This window comes from Variovorax sp. BGA-UO-ETr-C22 (genome assembly GCF_059567965.1).
The window spans coordinates 2,268,181-2,281,790 of the sequence record NZ_JCAQPA010000011.1 but is presented as its reverse complement, the minus strand read 5'-3'; the positions used below and the strand labels follow the sequence as shown (position 1 = coordinate 2,281,790).

The 13,610-nt window shown below is 68.6% G+C and carries 15 protein-coding genes; 5 read left to right on the top strand and 10 right to left on the bottom strand.

Annotated features, from left to right (window positions below; all coding sequences use genetic code 11):
• Positions 1-2: 2 nt before the first annotated feature.
• On the top strand, positions 3-935 hold the full coding sequence (locus AC57B8_RS30820; protein ID WP_496481664.1) for an alpha/beta fold hydrolase: 933 nt from the start codon (positions 3-5) through the stop codon (positions 933-935).
• Here AC57B8_RS30820 and AC57B8_RS30815 read toward each other — a convergent pair.
• The 5 genes from AC57B8_RS30815 to AC57B8_RS30795 are packed head-to-tail and all read right to left on the bottom strand — an operon-like array spanning position 916 to position 5,657.
• A complete protein-coding gene (locus AC57B8_RS30815) occupies positions 916-2,331 on the bottom strand; it encodes an ELWxxDGT repeat protein (RefSeq protein ID WP_496481663.1) in 1,416 nt (471 codons plus the stop codon). The two genes, AC57B8_RS30820 and AC57B8_RS30815, sit on opposite strands and share 20 nt — an antisense overlap.
• Before the next feature lie 4 nt (positions 2,332-2,335).
• On the bottom strand, positions 2,336-3,616 hold the full coding sequence (locus tag AC57B8_RS30810; RefSeq protein WP_390345359.1) for a TRAP transporter large permease: 1,281 nt from the start codon (positions 3,614-3,616) through the stop codon (positions 2,336-2,338).
• A complete protein-coding gene (locus AC57B8_RS30805) occupies positions 3,613-4,179 on the bottom strand; it encodes a TRAP transporter small permease (protein ID WP_095951047.1) in 567 nt (188 codons plus the stop codon). The genes AC57B8_RS30810 and AC57B8_RS30805 overlap by 4 nt, the downstream gene beginning before the upstream one ends.
• Positions 4,176-4,637, bottom strand: a complete 462-nt coding sequence (locus tag AC57B8_RS30800) for a type II 3-dehydroquinate dehydratase (protein ID WP_062476570.1) — start codon at positions 4,635-4,637, stop codon at positions 4,176-4,178. Before AC57B8_RS30800 ends, AC57B8_RS30805 begins: the two co-directional genes overlap by 4 nt.
• Before the next feature lie 36 nt (positions 4,638-4,673).
• Positions 4,674-5,657: a TRAP transporter substrate-binding protein gene (locus tag AC57B8_RS30795; protein WP_496482250.1), complete on the bottom strand. Its 984-nt coding sequence runs from the start codon at positions 5,655-5,657 to the stop codon at positions 4,674-4,676.
• Between the two features lie 196 nt (positions 5,658-5,853).
• Here AC57B8_RS30795 and AC57B8_RS30790 point away from each other — a divergent pair, with 196 nt between their 5' ends.
• Together AC57B8_RS30790 and AC57B8_RS30785 are read left to right on the top strand one after the other, a co-directional pair.
• Positions 5,854-6,636, top strand: a complete 783-nt coding sequence (locus AC57B8_RS30790) for an IclR family transcriptional regulator (RefSeq protein WP_062476577.1) — start codon at positions 5,854-5,856, stop codon at positions 6,634-6,636.
• 45 nt (positions 6,637-6,681) lie between these two features.
• A complete protein-coding gene (locus tag AC57B8_RS30785; protein ID WP_062476580.1) occupies positions 6,682-7,701 on the top strand; it encodes a TRAP transporter substrate-binding protein in 1,020 nt (339 codons plus the stop codon).
• 56 nt (positions 7,702-7,757) lie between these two features.
• On the opposite strand, the gene AC57B8_RS30780 is transcribed toward AC57B8_RS30785, so the two are convergent.
• Positions 7,758-8,249, bottom strand: a complete 492-nt coding sequence (locus AC57B8_RS30780; protein ID WP_496481662.1) for a hypothetical protein — start codon at positions 8,247-8,249, stop codon at positions 7,758-7,760.
• Between the two features lie 231 nt (positions 8,250-8,480).
• On the opposite strand from AC57B8_RS30780, the gene gdhA reads away from it, so the two are divergent.
• Positions 8,481-9,824, top strand: a complete 1,344-nt coding sequence (gdhA, locus tag AC57B8_RS30775) for an NADP-specific glutamate dehydrogenase (protein WP_095744520.1) — start codon at positions 8,481-8,483, stop codon at positions 9,822-9,824.
• 25 nt (positions 9,825-9,849) lie between these two features.
• Here gdhA and AC57B8_RS30770 read toward each other — a convergent pair whose 3' ends face one another.
• Positions 9,850-10,089 carry a hypothetical protein gene (locus AC57B8_RS30770; RefSeq protein WP_095951069.1) on the bottom strand — a complete coding sequence of 80 codons (240 nt, stop codon included), beginning with the start codon at positions 10,087-10,089 and terminating at the stop codon, positions 9,850-9,852.
• Between the two features lie 55 nt (positions 10,090-10,144).
• Positions 10,145-10,639 carry a MerR family transcriptional regulator gene (locus AC57B8_RS30765; RefSeq protein ID WP_095744521.1) on the bottom strand — a complete coding sequence of 165 codons (495 nt, stop codon included), beginning with the start codon at positions 10,637-10,639 and terminating at the stop codon, positions 10,145-10,147.
• Between the two features lie 69 nt (positions 10,640-10,708).
• On the opposite strand from AC57B8_RS30765, the gene AC57B8_RS30760 reads away from it, so the two are divergent.
• On the top strand, positions 10,709-11,950 hold the full coding sequence (locus tag AC57B8_RS30760; protein ID WP_496481661.1) for an NADH:flavin oxidoreductase/NADH oxidase family protein: 1,242 nt from the start codon (positions 10,709-10,711) through the stop codon (positions 11,948-11,950).
• 16 nt (positions 11,951-11,966) lie between these two features.
• On the opposite strand, the gene AC57B8_RS30755 is transcribed toward AC57B8_RS30760, so the two are convergent.
• On the bottom strand, positions 11,967-13,094 hold the full coding sequence (locus AC57B8_RS30755) for a phosphatidate phosphatase App1 family protein (protein ID WP_496481660.1): 1,128 nt from the start codon (positions 13,092-13,094) through the stop codon (positions 11,967-11,969).
• A complete protein-coding gene (locus tag AC57B8_RS30750) occupies positions 13,091-13,609 on the bottom strand; it encodes a dihydrofolate reductase (RefSeq protein WP_496481659.1) in 519 nt (172 codons plus the stop codon). The genes AC57B8_RS30755 and AC57B8_RS30750 overlap by 4 nt, the downstream gene beginning before the upstream one ends.
• Between the last annotated feature and the right edge of the window lies 1 nt (position 13,610).

Genomic DNA, 13,610 nt, shown 5'->3' with positions numbered 1-13,610 from the left:
CAATGACGATCACCCATCGCCTGCCTCTGGACGGCGGGCATGTGATGCACGTCGAGGAGCACGGCAATCCGGCGGGCCTGCCGGTGGTGGTGTTGCACGGCGGGCCGGGCTCGGGCTGCTCGCTGCTGTTGCGCCGGGGCTTCGATCCCGCGCACTACCGCATCGTCTGCCCCGACCAGCGCGGTTCGGGCCTCAGCACACCTGCAGGATCGATCGAACACAACACGCTCGCCGATCTGCTGGCCGACCTGCGTCTGCTGCGCGCGCACCTGCGCATCGATCGATGGCTGGTGGTGGGCGGCTCGTGGGGCGCCACGCTGGCGCTGATGCATGCGCTCGATGCGCCCGAGGCCGTCGCGGGCCTGCTGCTGCGCAACGTGTTCCTCGCGCGCCCGGGCGACATCCACGCGCTCTTCGCCGGGGCCCTGCAGCACGACGGCCCCGCATGGCGCGCACTGTGGGACGAGGCCGGGCGCCGGAGATGCCCGGTGACGGTGCCGATCGCCGAGGTCTTCGCGCACGGCACCTGGGAGCGGCAGTGCGAGCTGACGCGCCACTGGTTCGATTGGGAGCAGCGCCTCGCCACCGGAGGCACAGCGCCGCCGATCGACGAAGCGATGCTGCCGCGGCTCGTGGCGCGCTACCGCGTGCAGAGCCACTACCTGCGGCATGGCTGCTGGCTCGACGCGCCCACGCTGCTGCAGCGCTGCGCCGCATTGCCTGCTGTTCCCACACTGATCGTGCACGGCACGCAGGACGCGCTGTGTCCGCCCGAGGGCGCGCAGGCGCTGGCGCAGGTGCTGGGCGCGCCGCTGCAGTGGGCGCAGGGCGCGGGCCACGACCCGACGCACCCCGCCATCGCCGTAGCCATGCAGCAGGCCTTGCGCGACTACGCGGCCACGCAGGCCTTCGGTGTCAGCGCAGCCGCTCCTTGAGCGGATCGCCGATCAATGTCACCTTGCCGTCCTTGCCGTTCTTGCGATAGGACCACAGGCGGTCATTGCCATGGCCATCGTCGGCCACGAAGAGCACCGCGTCGCCGAGCGCACGAAAGCCCAGCGGCATCGCGTGGCGTTCGCCGGCGGCGAGGTCGGCCACGGCACGCGTGCCGGCCGGTGTGCCGTCGCTGGTCCACGGCTCGACGCCCCGGCCACCGCCGCCGTTCGCCGCGAACCACAGGCGCGCCCCGATGACGGCGAAGCGCGCGGGTGAGCCGTTCTCCGCGCCCGGTGCGATGTCCTTCACGCGCACCGTGCCCGCCGCCGTGCCGTCGCTGCGCCACAGCTCCGCACCCGACACGCCGTCGGTCGCCGCGAAGTAGAGCTTGCCGCCCATCACGGCGATCGCGCTCGACACGGCGCCGCTCGGGCCGGGCCTGATGTCCTTCACCAGCGTCGTGCCCTTCGCGGTGCCGTCGGTCTTCCACAGCTCGATGCCGTGCACGCCGTCGTCGGCCGAGAAGTACAGCGTGCGGCCCAGCACCGCCAGGTGCGTCGGCCGCGAGGGCGCGGCGCCGGAGCGCAGGTCCTTCACCAGCTGCGTGCCGTGTTCGGTGCCGTCGCTCTTCCATAGTTCGGCGCCGTGTTCGCCGTCGTGCGCGGTGAAGTAAATGTCGTTGCCCACGGCCGTGAGGTTCTGGATGCCCGCGTCCTCGATGCCCGGGCGGATGTCCTTCACCAGGCGCGTGTGCTCGGGCGTGCCGTCGGTCACCCAGAGCTCGTGGCCGTGCGTGCGCGTGGTCGCGGTGAAGAACAGGCGCGGGCCGGCCACGGTGAGCTGGCGGGTGAGGGCGCGCGGCCCGGCGTCGACGGCGGACACGCGCGTGGTGCCCTTCGCATCGCCCGTGGTCTTCCACACCTGGAAGCCGGTCAGGCCGTCGTCGGCCACGAAGTAGAGCGCGTCGCGGAACACGGTCAGCTCATTGGGCATCGCGCCTTCCTCGCCGGGGCGCAGGTCGATCACCTGCGTCGTGCCGGCGGCGGTGCCGTCGGTGCGCCAGAGCTCGAGCCCGCTCGCGCCGTCGGTGGCCGTGGTGTAGACGTGGCCCTTGAATGCGACCTGACCGGCGGGGAATGAGCCCCGGAAGCCCGGCCGGATGTCCTTCAGCAGCGTGGTGCCGGCGTTGCTGCCGTCGGTGACCCACAGCTCCTGGCCGCTCGTCACGTGGAAGGCGCTGAACACCATCTTGCCGCTGCCCAGCGGCGTGAGGCCGGAGGGCGCGATGAAGGCCAGCCGTTGGCGCTGCTCGGGCAGCACCTCGCGTTCGGGGTCTTGCGCGACCGCGGGCAAAGCCGCGAGCAGGGCGAGCGCGGCGAGACAGATCGCGCGCATCGGCTCAGCCCCCGAACCACCGCGCCGGCACGATCACCAGCTGCGGAAACGCCACCATCACGAACAGGATCGCGAACTCGGCCAGCATGAACGGCACCACGCCGCGCGTGACGTCGTCCATCGAGATCTTGCCGACGCCGGCCACCACGTTGAGCACCGTGCCCACCGGCGGCGTGACGAGGCCGATCGAGTTGTTGATGATGAACAGCACGCCGAAGTACACGGGGTCGATGCCGGCCGCCTTCACCACGGGCATGAGCACCGGCGTGAGGATGAGGATGGTCGGCGTCATGTCCATCGCCGTGCCCACCACCATCACGAGCACCATGATCGCGATCATGAGCAGCATCTGGTTGCCCATGAACGGCTGCAGCATGCCCACGATCTTGGAGGGCAGGTCTGCCACCGTGATGAGCCAGGCGCTCACCATCGCCGCGGCGATCAGGAACATCACGATGGCGCTGGTCTTGGCCGCGCTCACGAAGATGGCGTACAGGTCTTTCCAGGTGATCTCGCGGTACACCACCGTCGACACGAACAGCGCATACACGGCGGCCACCACCGCGGCCTCGGTGGGCGTGAACACGCCCATGCGCAGGCCCACCAGGATGATCACCGGCAGCATCAGCGCCCACAGCGCGTTGCGGAAGGCGGCGGCAATCTCGGCCGACGACTTGCGCGGCGGCGGCACGATCTTTTCGCGCCGCACCAGCCAGGCCCAGGTGATCCACAGCGCGCCGCCGATCAGCAGGCCCGGCACGATGGCCGCGAGAAACAGCTTGGAGATCGACACGTTGGCCGCCACGCCGAAGATCACCAGGCCGATGCTCGGCGGGATCACGGGGCCGATCACGCCGGTGGCCGCAATGAGGCCGGCCGCGCGCGGCTTGTCGTGGCCCGCGCGCACCATCATCGGCAGCAGCAGCGCGGTGAGCGCGGCGGCGTCGGCCACGGCCGAACCCGAGAGCGCCGACAGCAGGCAGCCCGCCATGATGGTCACGTAGCCCAGGCCGCCTTTCACATGGCCGACCAGCGCGAGCGCGAAGTCGACGATGCGCTTGGACAGCCCGCCCACGTTCATGATCTCGCCCGCGAGCATGAAGAAGGGCACGGCCAGCAGCGGAAAGCTGTCGGCGCCGCCGATCACGTTCTGCGTGAGGATCTGCGCGTCGAACAGGTCGAGGTGCCACATCAGCGCCACGCCACTGGCCAGCAGCGAGAAGGCGATGGGAATGCCCATCGCCATGGCGAGCAGCAGCGAGCCGACGAAGACAACAATGGTCATGGCCGTGCTCCCGGTTCCTTGGCGTCTTGTGAACCCAGGATCTGCTGCAGCTGCACCGCTTCTTCCGATTCCTGCACCATCACCAGTTCATGGTCGGCGATGCGGCCCGTGAGCAGGCGCAGCAGGTCGAGCGCCAGGATGAGCCCGGCCAGCACCGAGAACACGATGCCCGCCGCGTAGACGATGGCCATCGAGGCGCCGGTGACGGGCGCCGTCACGTCCCAGTTGATGCGCGCCTGCGCGATGCTGCCTTGCAGCAGCAGCCAGACGATGTAGAGCATGACCACATGGCCGACGGCCAGGCAGATCTTCTTGCCGATGGGGGGCAGCTTCTGCACCACCATGTCGACACCCAGGTGGCCGTGCTCCTTCAGCGCCACCACGGCGCCCAGGAAGGTCATCCAGATGAAGAGCCAGCGCGAGATTTCCTCGGACACGGTGATGCCCGAGTTGAAGCCGTAGCGCAGCACCACGTTGCCGAACACGAGCACGACCATGACCGCGAGCGCGGCCGCGATCAGCGCCTCGATGCCGGTGCAGCACCGGTCGAGCCAGCGGGTCATGCGGAGGCCTGTGCTTGCGCTTGCGCCTGGCGCTGCATGTCGACCAGCGCGCGCAACGCGGCCAGGTACGACAGCGGGCCCAGGCCCTGGACCGTGCCCTTCACCGCCGGCGAGATGATCGAATGCGCGCGCCATGCTTCGCGCGCGGCGATGTTGGACATGTGGACCTCGATGGTCGGGAACGGCATGGCCTTGATCGCGTCGTGCAGCGGCACGCCGTGCTGCGTGAGGCCGGCGGGGTTCACCAGCGCGCCCTGCGCATCGTCGATGTGGGTGTGCAGGAAGTCGATCAGGTCGCCTTCGTGGTTCGACTGGATGGTGTCCAGCGTCACGCCGAGTTCGCCGGCGAGGGCCTGCAGCTGCGCGTTGATCTCGGCGAGCGTGGTCTTGCCGTAGATGTGCGGTTCGCGGCGACCGAACAGGTTGAGGTTGGGGCCGTGGAGAACGAGGATCTTCATGGGGAGCTTCGGTGAGGGACGGGCTGGCTTGCTGACTTACTTGCGGATGCGTGCGAGCTCGTCGTTGTAGAGCTTGACGATGGCGGGGGCGTACTGGGCGGCGAACTTGTCGACGACGGGCTTGGCGATGTCGCGCATGCGCTTTTGTTCGGCGGCGCTGAGTTCGTTGAACTGCGCGCCTTTGGCCTGCAGGTCGCCCACGGCCTTCTGCGCGGCGGCGCGGCTGACCTGGCGCTGGTAGCCGCGTGCCTCGTTGGCCGCGTCGTTCATCATCTTCTGCTCGGCCGGCGTGAGCGAGTCCCAGAACTTCTTGCTCACCAGCACGATGTTGGCGGCGTACACGTGGTTGGTGGCGCTGACGAACTTCTGCACTTCGTAGAACTTGTTCGACAGGATCACCGCATACGGGTTCTCCTGGCCATCGACCGCCTTGGCTTCGAGCGCGCCGTACAGCTCGGCAAAGGGCATGGGCACCGGGTTGGCCTTGAAGGCCTTGAAGGTCTCGAGGAACACGGGGTTGGGGATCACACGGATCTTCAGACCTTCGAGATCTTCAGGCTTGGCGATGGGACGCTTGCTGTTGGTGACGTTGCGAAAGCCCAGGTCCCAGTAGCCGAGCGCGACGAGGCCCTTCTCGGGGAGCTTGGCGATCAGGGCCTGGCCCAGAGGCCCGTCGAGCAGTGCATCGGCCTGCGCGAAGTTGTTCACCGAGAAGGGGAAGTCGACGAGGCCGAACTCCTTGACGATGCCTGCGAGGGACGTGGTGGCCGGTGCCGACATCTGCTGCACGCCGCCCTGCAGGGCCGACTGCTGCTGCATCTCGTTGCCCAGCTGGGAGGCGGGGAACTCCTGGACCTTCATCTTGCCGCCGCTCTTGGCCGAGAGCAGCTCGGCGAAGCGCTTGACGCCGAAGCTCACGGGATGGTCGGCGTTGTTCAGGTGGCCGAAGCGGATCACGCGCTCCTGCTGCGCCCACGACGGGGCGGTGAGGCCGGCGCACAGGCCGGCCACGGCAAGCATACGAAGAAGTTTCACGAAGGGTCCTCGGGCGGGAAGGAAGAAAGGGGGAAGGAAAAAATGCCGGACGGAGGCGATCGTATTTTTGTTGGAAAGAATTTCCATAATGGAAATCCCTTCCCCGAGTTCTGCTACGCTGGCGGACCCTGAGTGGCGGGCCGCATCGCCCGCGTTGACGAGACGACATCTGGAGGACGAAATGAGCGGAATACTGGAACGCAGCTTCAAGGTGCTGGAACATCTGGCGGAGCATCCCGAGGGGTGCGCGCTGTCGGCGTTGGCCAGCGAATTGCAGATTCCATTGAGTGCATCGCACCGATTGCTCGCGGAGCTCATCCGCTGCGGCTACGTGCGGCAGGAGGCGCGCGACGGCCACTACGTGCTGACCATCAAGCTGGTCTCGATCAGCCTGTCGTTCCTCAGCCGCTCGGGCATCGTCGACATCGCGCAGCCGCTGCTCGACCAGCTGGCCTCGACCTCGGGCGAGCTCGTGCGCCTGGCGGTGGTCGACGGCGAAGACCTGACCTTTGTCGCGAAGGCCCAAGGCGCCACGCATGGCCTGCGCTACGACCCCGACATGGGCTTGTCGGTCGCGCTCTCGTGCAGCGCCGCCGGGCACGCGTGGCTGTCCACCATGGGCGAGGACGACGCGATGGCGCTCGTCGCCAAGAAGGGGCTGGGCAAGCCCGAGGACTACGGCCCCAAGGCCCCCACGTCGCTCAAGGCTGTGATGGCTTTCGTGAAGGCGGCGCGCCAGCGCGGCTTCAGCATGATCAACGAGGTGTTCGCCCCCGCGATGACCGCCATGGCCGCGCCCGTGTTCGGCGCCGACGGCACGGCGATCGGGGTCGTCACCATCGCGGGCCCGTCGGTGCGGCTCACGCCGCAGCGCATGGAGGCGCTGGGGCCGGCGCTGTGCCAGGCCGCCGAAGAGGTGGCGCGCGCCAGCGGGGCCTCGGCGTTGTTCAAGAAGAGGGCGTAGGCCCTGCCGGTTTCACCACCCCCAAAAAGAGAAGGAGACATCACCATGAAGACGAAGCATTCGAAGCGCACCCTGCTGCTGGCCGCCATGGCGGCGGCCCTCGCGTTCGCCGCCCCTGGTGCGTTCGCGCAGCTCAAGGAGCGCACCATCAAGTTCGCGTTCCAGAACCAGGCCGGCCATCCGCAGGCGCAGGGCGCGCAGAAGTTCGCCGACCTCGTGGCCGCGAAGTCGGGCGGCAAGATCACCGTGAAGCTGTTCCCCGGCGGCACGCTCGGCGGCGACCTGCAGACCGTGTCGGCACTGCAGGGCGGCACGGTGGAGATGACCGTGCTCAACGCCGGCATCCTGTCGGCGCAGGTGAAGGAGTTCGCGGCCTACGACTTCCCGTTCCTCTTCAACAGCGGCAAGGAAGCCGACGTCGTCACCGACGGCCCCTTCGGCCAGAAGCTGATGGCCAAGCTGGAGGACAAGGCGCTGCACGGCTTGGGCTACTGGGACCTGGGCTTTCGCAACCTGACGAACAGCAAGCGTCCGATCGTCAAGGCCGACGACATCGCGGGCCTGAAGATCCGCGTGATCCAGTCGCCGATCTACATCGACATGTTCAGCGCACTGGGCGCCAACGCCACGCCGCTGCCGTTCCCCGAGCTGTACCCCGCGCTCGACCAGAAGGCGGTCGACGGCCAGGAGAACCCGAACACGACCATCCTGTCGTCCAAGTTCGCGGAAGTGCAGAAGTACATCACCCAGACCCGCCACATCTACAACCCGCAGGCGCTGCTGATCAGCCGCAAGACCTGGGACGGCATGAGTGCCGACGAAAAGAAGATCGTCAACGAGGCCGCCGCGGAGGCGACCACGTTCCAGCGCCAGGCCTCGCGCGGCGCCGCCGACAGCGCGCTCGATGCGCTCAAGAAGGCCGGCATGACGGTTTCGGAGCTGCCACCCGAAGAAATGGCGAAGCTGCGCGCCAAGGTGAAGCCGGTGATCGACAAGTACACGGCCTCGGTCGGCGAGGCCACCGTCAAGGAACTGATGGCCGAGATCGAGAAGGCGCGCAAGTAGCAGGCGAGCGCGCCCTTGATCCGGGGCGCCTTGCCTTCATCGTCCCCGGTTCCCGGTCAGAGCTCGCGGTAGTCCCAGATGCGCGCGCGTGCGAGCTGCTGCGCCGCTGCAACGGCCGCCGGATCGGCCGCGGCCGCATCGGGCAGCCAGTGGAAGGCGTCCGGGCCGTGGCACAGCAGCAGGCCGTCCTTGAAGCGGCGGGCCTTGGTGTAGGCCTCCCAGCCGTGGCGCACCTCGCTGTGGCGGCCCCGCGCATGGGAGCCGCTCTCCGACAGCGAGAAGTCGATCTCGTCGTTGTAGAAGGGGCTCTTCCTGAAGCGATGGAGGGCCAGCCGGGCGATGGCCGGCGCGCTCAGCAGCAGCGCGATGCCGACCGCGAAAACGACCGCCAGGACGGGAAACCCTTCGTGGACGCACACGGCCAGGGCCAGGGCGAACAGGAGTGCCAACGGCCACTTGAAGCGGACCCACCAGACCTGCTGCAGGTTGCGCAGGAAGCCGGTGAGCACATGCGCCTGCGAGAACTGGAAGCGGTAGGTGATCTGCATCTTTGAATTCCGAGACGGGCCGTGCGGGAGGGCGCGCGGGGCGGGATTCTGACCGCTTTTCCGGGCGCCGGTGCGCTCCGGCGATGTTCCAAGTTGGGGCCTCTCCACGCCACTCGCCCCAAACAACGCACCTTGTTAGGGCTTTGCGCCTCAATCTGGTTCTCTGATCCGGCAAAATGCAGGATTCGCATAAGGTTATGCACCGTTTTGGAAAACAGAGGATTGATTGGAATGAAGCACGCATCCGTCGGGGGGTTCCTCGCACACGTCGCACAACGCAACCCCGGACAGCCCGAGTACCTGCAGGCCGTGACCGAAGTGATGGAGAGCCTGTGGCCCTACATCGAGAAGCACCCCAAGTACACGAGCCACAGCCTGCTGGAGCGGCTGGTGGAGCCTGAGCGCGTGATCATGTTCCGCGTGTCCTGGGTGGACGACCACGGCGAGGTGCAGGTCAACCGCGGTTTCCGCATCCAGCACAGCCTGGCCATCGGCCCCTACAAGGGTGGCATGCGCTTCCACCCCTCGGTGAACCTGTCGATCCTCAAGTTCCTGGCCTTCGAGCAGACCTTCAAGAACGCGCTGACCACGCTGCCCATGGGCGGCGGCAAGGGCGGCGCCGACTTCGATCCCAAGGGCAAGAGCCAGGGTGAGGTGATGCGCTTCTGCCAGGCCCTGGTGACCGAGCTGTTCCGCCACGTAGGCTCCGACACCGACGTGCCGGCGGGCGACGTGGGCGTGGGCGGGCGCGAGGTCGGCTTCATGGCCGGCATGGTCAAGAAGCTCACCAACCGCGCCGATTGCGTGTTCACCGGCAAGGGCCTGAGCTTCGGCGGCTCGCTCATCCGCCCTGAAGCCACGGGCTACGGCAACGTCTACTTCGCGCAGGAAATGCTCAAGCGCAAGGGCCGCAGCTTCGACGGCCTGCGCGTGAGCGTCTCGGGCGCGGGCAACGTGGCGCAATACACCATCGAGAAGGCCATGGCGCTGGGCGCCAAGGTGGTCACCGTGTCCGACTCGAGCGGCACCGTGGTCGACGAGGAAGGCTTCACGCCCGAGAAGCTGGCCGTGCTGATGGACGTGAAGAACCACCTCTACGGCCGCGTGAGCGACTACGCCGAGCGCACCGGCACCCGCTTCGTGGCCGGCGCCACGCCGTGGCACGTGCCGGTCGACGTGGCGCTGCCCAGCGCCACGCAGAACGAGCTCAACGAGGAAGACGCGCGCACGCTGGTGAAGAACGGCGTGGTGTGCGTGGCCGAAGGCGCCAACATGCCCTCGACCATGGAAGCCGTGAAGGTGCTCGAGGGCCACGGCGTGCTGTACGCACCGGGCAAGGCCAGCAACGCGGGCGGCGTGGCCACGTCGGGCCTGGAGATGAGCCAGAACGCGGCCCGGCTGTCATGGACGCGCGACGAGGTCGATGCGCGCCTGCTGCAGATCATGCAGGGCATCCACGAGTCGTGCCTGCACTACGGCTCGCGCGCCGACGGCAGCGTGAGCTACGTGGACGGCGCGAACATCGCCGGCTTCGTGCGCGTGGCCGATGCGATGCTGGCGCAGGGCGTGGTCTGAGCGTTGCCCGAGCGGACGTGGCACCTCAGAGTTCGATGAACGAAGAGGTCGCCTTGTTCAGGGCCAGGCGGCCCTTCGCGGTGATCGATTCCACCTGGGCCAGCTGATGGATCGCGCGCTCGTCGGGCGCGTGCTCCGACGGCGGAATGAAGGCAGTCACGAGGTCGGCGGCACGCAGCACGCGCAGCCTGTCGATGTCTGCGGGCGTGTGGAGGACGTATGGCAATTTCTGCTCGGCGAGGGTCCGAAGAAATTCCATGGACATGGGTCGTCTCCTTGTGTTGAGGGGAGGGCGGTTCGGACATTGTGCGCACAAACAATTAGCGCTGTCTAAACCCTGCGCCGCGCATGCCTTTCGAGGCGTGTACCGAAGTTTCCAGTTCTTTCTGCGGGCGCGAGGGACGTGCCACTTTGTTTCTGGTCGTAGCCATGCTTTCGGCCAGCGTGGCGGGGTCCATGCATTCGCCGGCGGCCCAGGTCTGGCGCAAGGTGGTGCGCAGGTCGGTCAGGTCGCGCCGCTGCGCGCGCAGGCCGGCCATGAGCTGGTCGATTTCGCGCACGCGGCCGTCGAGACGTTCGAGCAGGTCGTCCCCCGAAAAGACCTCGCAGCCTGCGAAGGCGCTGCGCAGGCTGTCCAGCGAGAAGCCGAGGTTCTGCGCGATCTGGATCAGCTGCAGCCGCTTGAGCGCGGCCTCGGTGTAGACGCGGTACCCATTGGCGCCGCGCTCGGGCGCGGGCAGCAGGCCGCTTTGCTCGTAGAAGCGGATGGCCGAGGGCGCCATGCCGGTCTTGTCTGCCAGTTCACCGATCTTCATATCGCTTGACCTTCAAGTTGGCTTGAATCTTAGCATCGGGTTTTTCCACTCCACCGCCCGGTCCTCATCGTGAACTCCTCGCCGCTTTTCCTGCCGCTGACCCTGCCCAACGGGAGCGTCCTGCCCAACCGCCTGGCCAAGGCCGCCATGGAGGAAAACATGGCCGATGCCGGGCAGTTGCCGGGCGCGGCGCTGCACGACCTGTACCGCGTCTGGGCGCAGGGCGGGGCGGGCCTGATCCTCACGGGCAACGTGATGATCGACGGCCGCGCGCTCACCGGCCCGGGCGGCGTCGTGCTCGAAGCCGGCACGCCGCTGGAGCGCTTCAGCGAATGGGCCGCGGCCGCGCGCAGCGGCGGCGCGCAGGTGTGGATGCAGATCAACCATCCGGGCCGGCAGGTGCAGATCAGCATGGGCGGCACGGCGTGGGCGCCGTCGTCGGTGGCGCTCGACCTGGGCAAGCACAGCAAGCTTTTCGTGCAACCCAAGGCGATGAGCGAAGCGGAGATCGCCGAGACCGTCGACCGCTTCGCCGCCACGGCGCAGGCCGCCGAGCGCGCGGGCTTCACCGGCGTGCAGGTGCATGCGGCGCACGGCTACCTGCTCTCGCAGTTTTTGTCGCCGCTGACCAATCAGCGCACCGATGCCTGGGGCGGCAGCCTGGAGAACCGCGCGCGCTTCCTGCTCGACGTGGTGCGTGCCGTGCGGGCCCGCGTGGCGCGCGGCTTCGCCGTGGCCGTGAAGCTCAACTCCGCCGACTTCCAGCGCGGCGGCTTCTCGGAGAACGATGCGAAGCAGGTCATCCGCTGGCTCAACGACGAGGCCGTGGACCTGGTTGAACTGTCCGGCGGCAGCTACGAGAGCCCGGCGATGCAGGGCCGCACCGCCGACGGCCGCACGCTGGCGCGCGAGGCCTACTTCCTGGAGTTCGCCCGGGAGCTGGCCGCCGAGGCGCGCATGCCGGTCATGACCACGGGCGGCATCGTGCGCCGCGCCGTCGCCGAACGGGTGCTGGGAGAAGGCGTCGCCGTGGTGGGCATGGCCACCGCATTGGCCGTGGCGCCCGACCTGCCCGCACGCTGGCGCGCGGGCGAAGACGCGGCGGCGCAGAGCCCGCAGGTCGACTGGAAGGACCAGGTCATGGCCGCGCTGGCGCGCATGGCGCTGGTGAAGCGCCGGCTGCGCACGCTGCGCCCGGGCCGTAACAGCGCGCCCGCGCATTCGCCGTTCCTGACCCTGGTGCTCGACCAGCTGCGCACGAAGCGGCTGACGAAGCGCTACCGGCGCTGGCTGGGCGCGCGCGCGGCGTGAACCGTCGTCGGTGCCGCTATCGATTGGCCGGTTGAATGGGCCAGGCGGTGGTGTCGGGCCGCAGCAGGTGCCAGACCACGGGCGCGATGCCTTCGAAGGTGGCGCGGTAGCGGTCGGACAGCCGGTTCTCGTCGGTCACGTCGCGGATCACGATGCCGTCGATGCGCTGCGGATGCGCGCGGAACACCTGCGCATAGATCTCGGGGTCGGCCTCGCCCGAATCGCCCACGAGCAGGAAGCGGCGCTGCGGAAACTCGGCCAGCAGCCGCTCGATCACGCCGAGCTTGTGCGCGCGCGAGTCTTCGGCGCTGGGGATCAGCGTGCGCCAGGTCGTGCTCTCGCGCAGGTGCATGCTGCCGGCGGGAAAGTCGGCGTCGCGAATGAAGTCGGTGAGCGCGGGGTACAGCTGGATCGGGCTGCCCGAGAGGTAGTGAAAGCGCGTGCCGGGCGCCTGCGCCAGCGCGCGGTAGTGCGCCGCCATGCCGGGCGCGGCCTCGAAGCGGCGCGCGAAGGTGTTCAGCAGCATCTCGCGCCGGTCGCGCACCTGCGTGCGCTTGATGGTGTCGTCGATGTCCGAGATGACCGACACGCCCTGCGCCGGCACGATCTGCGCACGGCCGCGAAAGCGCGGCAGCAGCTCGCCCGGGCCGGTCACGCCATGGAAGGGCAGCCACTCCTGCGACGCCGGGATGTGCGAGGCCTCGATGACCGCGCGCAGGTTGCTGCGGCCGTCGACGCCCGTGGGCGGCATCGTGAGGCGCGTGGCCGAGCCGTCGAAGACGACGTCGATCACCTTGTCTTCTTCCGACTCGGCATGGAACAGCGCCGTGCGCTGGCTGAAGCGCAGCCGCGCGGCCGGCGTGAGCTTCTTCAGGTTCATGCCGAGGTAGCGCGCGAGCGCGGCGTCCAGGCCCCAGCGGTGCTCGCGTTCGAACACCCAGGCATGCACGTCGACCTCGAGCCGGCCGTCGGCCGTGGGGCGCGCGGTGCCGGGCATGAACAGCGCCTCTTCGTCCGATTCCAGCGGCCCGGCGGCCTGCAGGGCCTGCAGCGGCGCGAGGCCGGCGAGCAGGGCGGCACCGGCCAGCACGGTGCGCCGCGACAGCCGCGGAGGGAGACCGGGCGTGCGGTGCGGTGCCGTCATGCCGCGATGCGTTCGTAGGTCACGAAGCTGAAGGGCAGACCGTCCTTGGCCGAGACGTGCGACTCGCGCTGCGTCTCGCGCCATATGGCGGCGTCGAGCACGGGGGCGTGCGCGTCGCCTTCGTAGTCGCGTGCGATCTCGGTGACCACGGCGCGTTTGGCCAGTGGTTCGGCTTCGGCGTAGATCTGTGCGCCACCGATCACCCAGACTTCGGGCGAGTCCGCCGGCGTGCACAGCGACAGCGCATCGGGCAGGCTGCCGACCGCTTGCGCGCCTTCGGCTTGCCAGTCGGCCTGCCGCGTGACCACGATGTTCCGGCGGCCCGGCAGCGGGCGAAAGCGCGGGGGCAGCGAGTCCCAGGTCTTGCGGCCCATCACCACGGGCGCGCCCGCGGTCTGCTGCTTGAAGTGCGCCATGTCCTCGGGCAGGTGCCAGGGGATGGTGTTGTTCACGCCGATCACGCCATTGGCGGCGCGCGCGAAGATCAGGTTGATGCGGGGCGTGGTGGCACTCATG

Excerpts from the sequence above, each read along its gene's own strand:
- AC57B8_RS30820 (WP_496481664.1), top strand. The coding sequence starts at position 3 with ATGACGATCACCCATCGCCTGCCTCTGGACGGCGGGCATGTGATGCAC.
- AC57B8_RS30815 (WP_496481663.1), bottom strand. The coding sequence starts at position 2,331 with ATGCGCGCGATCTGTCTCGCCGCGCTCGCCCTGCTCGCGGCTTTGCCC.
- AC57B8_RS30810 (WP_390345359.1), bottom strand. The coding sequence starts at position 3,616 with ATGACCATTGTTGTCTTCGTCGGCTCGCTGCTGCTCGCCATGGCGATG.
- AC57B8_RS30805 (WP_095951047.1), bottom strand. The coding sequence starts at position 4,179 with ATGACCCGCTGGCTCGACCGGTGCTGCACCGGCATCGAGGCGCTGATC.
- AC57B8_RS30800 (WP_062476570.1), bottom strand. The coding sequence starts at position 4,637 with ATGAAGATCCTCGTTCTCCACGGCCCCAACCTCAACCTGTTCGGTCGC.
- AC57B8_RS30795 (WP_496482250.1), bottom strand. The coding sequence starts at position 5,657 with ATGCTTGCCGTGGCCGGCCTGTGCGCCGGCCTCACCGCCCCGTCGTGG.
- AC57B8_RS30790 (WP_062476577.1), top strand. The coding sequence starts at position 5,854 with ATGAGCGGAATACTGGAACGCAGCTTCAAGGTGCTGGAACATCTGGCG.
- AC57B8_RS30785 (WP_062476580.1), top strand. The coding sequence starts at position 6,682 with ATGAAGACGAAGCATTCGAAGCGCACCCTGCTGCTGGCCGCCATGGCG.
- AC57B8_RS30780 (WP_496481662.1), bottom strand. The coding sequence starts at position 8,249 with ATGCAGATCACCTACCGCTTCCAGTTCTCGCAGGCGCATGTGCTCACC.
- gdhA (WP_095744520.1), top strand. The coding sequence starts at position 8,481 with ATGAAGCACGCATCCGTCGGGGGGTTCCTCGCACACGTCGCACAACGC.
- AC57B8_RS30770 (WP_095951069.1), bottom strand. The coding sequence starts at position 10,089 with ATGTCCATGGAATTTCTTCGGACCCTCGCCGAGCAGAAATTGCCATAC.
- AC57B8_RS30765 (WP_095744521.1), bottom strand. The coding sequence starts at position 10,639 with ATGAAGATCGGTGAACTGGCAGACAAGACCGGCATGGCGCCCTCGGCC.
- AC57B8_RS30755 (WP_496481660.1), bottom strand. The coding sequence starts at position 13,094 with ATGACGGCACCGCACCGCACGCCCGGTCTCCCTCCGCGGCTGTCGCGG.
- AC57B8_RS30750 (WP_496481659.1), bottom strand. The coding sequence starts at position 13,609 with ATGAGTGCCACCACGCCCCGCATCAACCTGATCTTCGCGCGCGCCGCC.